General features: G+C 50.0%; 4 protein-coding genes and 1 tRNA gene. 4 read left to right on the top strand and 1 reads right to left on the bottom strand.

The genetic code is table 11. The features are described from left to right. Positions 1–248 precede the first annotated feature (248 nt). Positions 249–2,084 (bottom strand): carbon starvation protein A, encoded by a 1,836-nt coding sequence (locus tag VIS48_07765; protein HEY9166039.1) that lies wholly within the window; start codon positions 2,082–2,084, stop codon positions 249–251. Between the two features lie 346 nt (positions 2,085–2,430). Here VIS48_07765 and VIS48_07760 point away from each other — a divergent pair. The 4 genes from VIS48_07760 (at position 2,431) to VIS48_07745 (ending at position 8,028) form a co-directional block, all read left to right on the top strand. After that, positions 2,431–2,502 (top strand) — tRNA-Lys (locus tag VIS48_07760). Between the two features lie 359 nt (positions 2,503–2,861). Beyond that, positions 2,862–5,294, top strand: a complete 2,433-nt coding sequence (locus VIS48_07755; GenBank protein HEY9166038.1) for a polysaccharide biosynthesis tyrosine autokinase — start codon at positions 2,862–2,864, stop codon at positions 5,292–5,294. 6 nt (positions 5,295–5,300) lie between these two features. Continuing rightward, positions 5,301–5,891, top strand: a complete 591-nt coding sequence (locus VIS48_07750; protein HEY9166037.1) for a UpxY family transcription antiterminator — start codon at positions 5,301–5,303, stop codon at positions 5,889–5,891. A 337-nt stretch (positions 5,892–6,228) separates the two neighbouring features. After that, positions 6,229–8,028: a hypothetical protein gene (locus VIS48_07745; protein HEY9166036.1), complete on the top strand. Its 1,800-nt coding sequence runs from the start codon at positions 6,229–6,231 to the stop codon at positions 8,026–8,028. Positions 8,029–8,080 lie beyond the last annotated feature (52 nt).

Here is an 8,080-nt window from a genome sequence, read left to right as displayed (position 1 = left end):
TTTAAATTCAACCACGGGAGGCACGAGAGAGACAGAGGAAAGATATTATTCTCCGTGCCTCTGTGTCTCTGTGTTTAGATTCAACCACGGGAGGTACGAGAGAGACAGAGGAAAGATATTATTCTCCGTGCCTCCGTGTCTCTGTGTTTAGATTCAACCACGAGAGTCACGAGAGACACAGAGGGAAGATATTATTCTCCGTGCCTCCGTGTCTCTGTGTTTTAATTAAAACGAACGCAAGCGCTCTTCTACTTTGACGGAACCTCTTCCACAATAAGCGGCCGCGTACCCCTTACAGTCTTGAACCACTTTGGTATCGCGTCGAATAGTATCACTACTACACACGCCATTATGACTGCTGTCAGTATCAAATTCAGCAAACCCGGCACTTTTGTCGCCGCCGCGGAACTCATCGGGTAATAAATATTCATCATGTTCATCCAGCCCGCAGTCAGCGTCGTTGTGCCGACAAAGAGCATCGGAACTATCGTAACCCACGCATATTTCGCCCGACCTCGGTTTATGATGTAAGTTGTCCCAACAGCTAGCGCGACGGTCGCGAGAAGCTGGTTTGCGGTTCCGAACATCGGCCAAATCGTGGCGACCGTGCCGGTATAAATAAAATATGCCCACCCGAACACAATCACCGCACTTGTCAGGATCGTGCCCGGCATCCAGCGTGCGCTCCCGAACGGCTTGTAAACTTTTCCAAGCGCTTCCTGCAAAACAAACCTTCCGATCCTCGTCCCGGCGTCGATTGTGGTCAGTATGAAAAGCGCCTCGAACATTATCGCGAAGTGGTACCAGTATGCCATTAGTCCGCGTAATCCCGGTATCGAAGAAAATATCTGCGCCATTCCAACCGCCAGAGATACCGCCCCTCCCGCTCTTCCCGCGAGCTGCTCTCCCACTTCCTTCGCGAGGGCTGGAAGATTGGAAACCGTGAATCCCATGACTTTCAGCTGTCCCACGATAGACGCGAACTTGTCGACAGGCACATTGATGGCGAAGTAATCGAGAGGATGCAGGCTTGTCGCCGCGATGAGCGCGAGCACCCCCACGAACCCTTCCGCGAGCATGGCAGTGAATCCAATTGTCTTTATGTCCGATTCTTTCGAGACCATCTTCGGAGAAGTGCCCGAGCTGACGAGCGCGTGGAAACCTGAGATCGCTCCGCATGCGATCGTGATGAAAAGATACGGGAACAATTTTCCCGGTATCACAGGTCCGCCGCCCGACACATAGGCCGTGAATGCCGGCATCTGGAGAGTAGGCGCGACGATTATGACACCGATGGCGAGGAACGCCACCACTCCGAGTTTCATGAACGAGCTCAGGTAGTCCCGCGGCGAGAGCAGGAGCCACACAGGGAGCACCGACGCGAAGAAACCGTACACTGCCATTAATATCGTGAGTGTCCCGCGGTCAAACGTGAAGTAGGGCGCGAGCGAAGAGGTTGCGACTGTCCTGCCGAACACGACGGCGAGTGTGAGAAGTATTACTCCAACTACGGTCGCCTCGGCAGTCTTGCCTTTCCTGAACCTGAACATCCAGAGTCCCATGAATATCGCGATGGGAATTGTCATGCCGATAGCGAATGTTCCCCACGGGCTTTCCGCGAGCGCGTTCACGACCACAATGCCGAGTCCGGCAAGCGCGACTATGATGATAAAGAGGATCGCAAGCGACGATACAATTCCGCTGACCGGGCTTATCTCCGTCCGCGCGATCTCTGCGAGCGACTTGCCGTCATGGCGCACTGACGCGGCGAATATAATGAAGTCTTGTACTGCGCCGGCAATGACGACACCCAGCACGAGCCATAGAAATCCCGGCAGGAATCCGAATTGCGCGGCGAGCACAGGACCCACGAGCGGTCCCGCACCGGCGATCGCGGCAAAGTGGTGACCGAACAGCACCCACTTACTCATCGGGTAATAGTTGTGACCATCATACAGTCTGTGGGCAGGCGTCACGCGTGAATCATCGAGTACCGCCACCTTAGCTGCTATGAAACTGTAGTAGTATCTATATGCAATTACAAAAACGGCGAGTGTAAGAAGCACAAGCGGCATGGCATTCATTGCAGATACCTTTTCAGTTTATCGTTTGGGAGTTTAAGGAATAAATCTGTGAATGTAAAGAAGGCACAGAGGGACAGAGGAACAAAGATGCAGAGGCAAGAAAGGAAAAAAGTAAATAGAGGAAGTCGTATGTTATCCATATTTATGCTCATGGTAAACGAGCTGCTTCGAATAGCGTAAGGTTCGCCCTGTCGCTCTTAACGTATTTGCCGACCGACCTTTTCCCCTTTTTTCCTTTTGTGCCTATGTCCCTGTTTCCCTTTGTGCCTCCTTGCAGTAGTCTCTCCCCCTACTTAAATTGAATAAACTTTCTTTGACAATCCTGGACTGTCTTCAGGACATGTTTGGGGCTGTAGCTCAGTGGTAGAGCATTTGCCTTTTAAGCAAAGGGTCGCAGGTTCGATCCCTGCCAGCCTCACGAAGGTAGCTCCGATTTGTCACAGCCAGGGCGAGAGATTGAAAAATACGTTTGAACTTGCTCTGCGGTTGACTTACTTCAGCAAAGTGCCTCGGATCTTTCCTTCGACATTAGAACTCAGGGTAAAATCGTTAGTAGTCGTAAGGGGCGTTGTGCGTCGTCCAATTGCTGTGTAAAGAGGGAACCATGATTGTGAATGGTTGTTTAGTAATTGAAAGGTTTCACAATCCCCAGCTCTTGCATGAGTGGATTCCCGTGAGAATTCACAAAAATGTAACAAACTCCTGTGCTTTTGGGCACTTGACTGACTTTTATCGATGCGTTAACTTTTTTTGGCGATTAACAGAGGGAGAGGATTATTGAGTTCTGAAAACGGTAGCAACGGGAATGGATTCGTGCCCGGAGATGCATTCGGGAGAACAAATGGGAACGGAACATCTCACCAGCATGGTTTCTTCCAAAGTCGCCCGCAACAGGAAATAACACTCCAGGACATAATCGAAAAAATCTACAGGAGGAAAACCCTTGTAATTCTCGTTTTCGTTTTTGTCCTGACACTTGCCAGCGTATATACGTTCTTAGTTAGGCCTGTATACGAGGCCACAGCGGAAGTACTGATAGCGAAAAACAAGGACGCTTCAAATTCCCTCCTTGGTAACATGAGCGACGTCCTTCAACCGTTCGAGTCTGACGAGAGACGCATCACGAACGAGATGGAAATACTTCAGACAAATTTATTGAGGACAAATGTTGCCGAACAACTACTGGAAAACCCTGTTATAACCATCGGCGGCAAGTCCGACACCATGGAAGTCGTTGCAACCTCAGAGAAGGATGTTGCTAAAGGAAAAGGCAAGATCACGCTTATGGATGCCGTTCTTGCGAGACTTCAAAAGGCCGTTTCGTTTTCTAATGACAGGAACTCCGATATTATAAGCATTTCTGTACGAAGCCACTCTCCTGAAGAGTCCACGAACATTGCGAACACATACACAAAGCAATATTACGACCTTAACCTGAGCTCCAGCAGGAATATGGCCACTAATGTGAGGGAGTTCCTGCAGGGACAATTAACTGACACAAAAAAGGACCTTGATGTTGCAGAGAACCAGCTGCAAGATTACATGCAGACCCAGGGAATCGTCTCACTCGATGATGAGGCAAAATCGCTTATCGATGTGATGAGCACGTTCCAGGCCCAACGGGATGACGTGGTGATTCAACTTACCTCCCAGCAGCAAGTTCTTGAGGCCTATCAGGCGCAATTGAAAAAGATAGAACCGTCGATCGCAGCCAACGTGTCGGACGCGGTCGATCCGTACATTAAACTTTTGCAGGAGCAGATCGCTGAGCTGCAAGTAAGCCGGGATGTTGCTATTTCCCAAAACCCCATGGTCGGCAACAGGGACGTCTATAATCAGATTGTCGCCCAAAGAGATTCCCAGATCGCTGAATTGCGGAGCAAGCTGAAAACGAAGACCGATCAGTTTGTTACAATGCAGGTTATGTCGACCGGCATGACTTCGGTAGATCAGGGGAGCACGGGCACATATGACCCGACGGGCTTTTACAAGGAACTGAAGCTTAAGATCCTCCAGCAGGAGCTCGACATGAGCGCTACAGAAGCTGAGAAGGGTGAACTCGATCGAGTAGTAAAGCAATATGACGTGCAGTTCTCGAAAATCCCAAAGCAGTACATAGGACTCGCTAAGCTAGACAGAACGGAGAAGAGCAGGGAAAAACTATTCCTTTTGATTCAGGACAGTTTCCAGCAAGCACAAATTCAGGAGCAATCCCAATTTGGATATGTTCAAATCGTTGATCCTGCGGTCCCACCGTTGAAGCCGATAAGCCCGAAGGTACCCCTAAACCTAACCCTTGGAATAATTCTCGGATTGGCCCTTGGCGTCGTCTGTGTGTTTGTCCTTGATTATCTTGACAGGAGCGTCAAGTCTCCCGAAGATCTCGAGAGAAAAGGATTAAACGTGCTCGGCTCAATCCCCGTTATGATGGGCACGTCATCTAGCTCGAAAGAAGGAGTCAGCGAAGAGAAGGTATTGAAAGACGGAGTATCTGTTCCCATCCGGCTGATAACTTTCCACAAGCCAACGGATCCCATAGCTGAATCATATAGATCACTTAGGACGGCGATACAATATTCCAGGATTGATAAACCGCTAAAGAGCCTGTTGGTGGTCAGCGCGCTTCCCAAGGAAGGAAAGTCGACGACGACAGCAAATATCGCTGTCACATTCGCGAAGGCGGGACTTAAGACCCTTCTTGTCGATGGAGATCTCCGGAGGCCTATTCAGCATCGCCTTTTTGGGGCTGAGAGGAAGCCGGGCCTTATCGAGTATCTCAGGAATGAAGTCGACCTGAACACAGCTGTCAAGAAAACTTTCGTCGACAATTTATTTCTTCTTCCAACCGGTTCGCTTCCGCCCAATCCTTCGGAGGTGCTCGGATCGGAAGCCATGAAATCGAGCCTGGATATATTTAAGTCCGCGTTCGACTTCGTCATCTTCGACTCGCCACCAGTTGTAGCCGTAACCGACGGTGTTATTCTCTCAAAGCTTACGGACGGTGTCCTGTTCGTCGCGCTTGCCAATAAGACTGAACTCGATGTTCTCGAGAAAGCTTACGCGACGTTGAAACAGGTTAAAGCCGGCATAATTGGTTTCGTGCTTAACGAATTTGATGTCACGAAGGCGTATGGCGCGTATTACCGATACTACAGGTATTACCATTACTACGGACATAAAGAAGAAATAAGAAATCCTGACTTACGATAATTTTCAATGAATATCGAGGAAAGGGCCGCCGAAGTGAAGCAGGATCAGTGCAAGCGCTGGCATGTGATCTATGTCCATGCAAAACACGAAAAACGTGTCCATGACAGCCTGACAAAAAACGGCGTCCATTCTTTTCTCCCCCTCAAAAAAGAAATGCACCAGTGGAGTGATAGAAGAAAGTGGGTTGAGGTTCCTCTCTACTCCGGGTATGTGTTTACCCGGATCGACGAAGGAGAGAAACTGAGAGTCTTTGCGTGCGACGGGTTCGTGAAGTTCCTGTCGAACAATGGCAAGCCGAGCATCGTCCCCGACTGGCAGATGGATTCCATCAGAAAAATAACGGCCTTGTATCCCGCACAGGTTGAGTCCCTCACCGAAGGATGCATTGGCAAGAGTGGAGAAATCATCGCGGGCGTTTTGGCTGGGTTGCGTGGAGAGATTGTTGAGATTTCGAACGAGCATTATTTTACTATCAGAATCGAAGGCCTTGACAGAGTGTTGGCTTTGAAAGTGCCGGCTGATTCAATCCGTATTTTTGCTTGCAAGACCGTCCCATCAGAATTAAACCACTCGGGAAAAGAGAACATCTCGGCTTAGCCAGTAGAATTTCCCGCGCAGATACCTAAGTCCCTACTGCGAGGGCGCAGGCGCGCTTTCTTTGCCGGGTCGATAAATATTCTTGCAACCGGCGGTGTGACTGAGATGGCGAAGCTGTAGGCAGACATCAGGACGCCTGTTCCGCCAAGAGCCCGGCATTCACAATCATTTTTATCCGGTGCGAAGTCCGATGAAATTCTGAGCGCTGGGAGGCGCTAATAAACCTGATTGGTTGTTGGAATTTAAGACGGGAGACAATCCCTGATAGAGGCGAACCAGTCATCTCTCTTGAATTGGATTGAAGTTCGATGTTTGGATTGAAGGTGGTTTCACTAAAATGCCCGCTATGAAAACCGGAACTGTGTATCGTACTACACTCCTGCTTGCTATGTTCTATTTCTTCTTGCTTGGGTTGAATGTCAACGCCCAGGAATTGCTTCACCCCACGACAGTCGAAGATTTTGAAGAATCGAGCGGATCGGGTTTCCAGGTTTACTCGTCGAGAGGATGCTCTCTGAAGCTGAGCTCCGAGTATTTTGTGATTTCTGGAAAACAATCTGCCGAACTTGACGTGTCAAATCTGAATGTCGATCCATCACACCCGCCGGGATTCTATGTGCGCCCGTCAAGTTCCGACTGGTCGTCCTATCAGGCGCTGGTGTTCGACGTGGTAGCACTCCCTTTGGATTTCAGTTCCGGCATCAACATGATTGTTCAGCTGAAGTCGCCAGGAGGCGGTGAAGGATTACGGACCTATCAGTTCACCTTGACTCCCGATGTGCCGACGCGCGTCGTCGTCAACGTGAGCGACGTAGCTTTCAGAGACCGGATCGCAACAATCTTCTTCGGGCCGTTGACTTCCGGCTCGTTCTTTATCGACAACGTTCAGATAGCTAAGGAGAATGACAATCGCCCCGGGGTCGCTCTCTCGTCTTTATCGGAGCAGGTACGTTTACCTTTCCAGGTCTCCTTCGGATTAAGTCAGGACGGGGCATTCACTTACGCCGGGACATATTATTACAATCCGCTGGCACCGTTGATTATTCTGCTGAAGCCAAGTGTTCCCACGGGAGGAACTACTGCCATTTCCTGTAAAGGTGCGAACGGTGAAAGTCTGCTTCAAACTCAGGTCACCTTTAATTCGGGCGACACTCTTCACGTCACGCAGGTCCGCGCGACAGGAAGCGGATCACTGACTGTAACCGTCGGGTCTCTCACCAAGAAGATCGCCATTAAGGACATCTCCGGGCTCGCTTCTTTGCGCCAGGAGAATGACAGGGGAGTCGCCCGGAATTTGACCAGCAGTTCTGTCTTTCCTGCAGGACGCAGACTAGTTGTGGCGTACGCCGGGATGAAGTACAATCTAGACGGCGTACCGGATATCAAGGAAATGGTGTCGCGGCTGAAAGACCTTGGTGTCAATTGTTATGCTTATCTGATTTATCCTCACCCCGCACAGGACTTTGCGGCGCTTCCCGATTTCTGTTCGCTCGCGCAGAGCGCCGGCATAGAAGTCTGGGCATACCTTGTACCGCCCAGCGAAGCGCCCACGGTTTCTTCGAAAAACAACTCGGATCAGAAGTATCCGCCGTTCGGACTTGACTACGTCAGGTGGGCAAAAGAGATTGCTAACATCTCGAAAAGCCATGCGAACCTGACTCTATGGATGATCGATGACTTCGACAGGAATCTCAACCTCTTCACACCTTCATACGCACAGCAGGTAGTAAACGCGGCGAAAGCTATAAACCAGTCTCTGTTGTTCGGGGCGGTTATCTATCATGAGGATCTGAAGACGATCAATATTAGTGCATACGCTCCGATCATACAGGCTGTGCTTTGGGGATACCAGGATAATGCGCAGCTCGATCCGGTCTACGGTATTTCGGCTTCGAGTCTCCCGATCGAAATCAACGATTACTGGAAGACATTCCCGAATGCCCTGGTGATCCCCTGCATTTATTTCACCCCGCATTCATCGTGGTCGGGGAGAAAGGCATCAGCGTCATATCTACAGGATGCGCTTTCGAAAGCGATCACCGATGCCGGGATTGTTTTTGTCTACACGACACCTTCTCCCGGCACACCGAATTATGATATTGTCAAGAACTTCTGCAGAAGCACACTATCCAAATAGCCGCCCGACATCTCAAGATTGACTCTCCTTCCGAATATCGTATCTGATGATC

It is taken from the genome of Candidatus Kryptoniota bacterium (assembly GCA_036567965.1).
In the GTDB taxonomy this organism is placed as follows: Bacteria; Bacteroidota; Ignavibacteria; order Kryptoniales; family JAKASW01; genus JAKASW01.
Note: the sequence above shows the minus strand (reverse complement) of the source record. Positions and strands in the feature narration are given on the sequence as shown.

Coding starts and splice junctions, on each gene's coding strand:
- VIS48_07765 (HEY9166039.1), bottom strand. CDS start 2,084: ATGAATGCCATGCCGCTTGTGCTTCTTACACTCGCCGTTTTTGTAATT.
- VIS48_07750 (HEY9166037.1), top strand. CDS start 5,301: ATGAATATCGAGGAAAGGGCCGCCGAAGTGAAGCAGGATCAGTGCAAG.
- VIS48_07745 (HEY9166036.1), top strand. CDS start 6,229: ATGCCCGCTATGAAAACCGGAACTGTGTATCGTACTACACTCCTGCTT.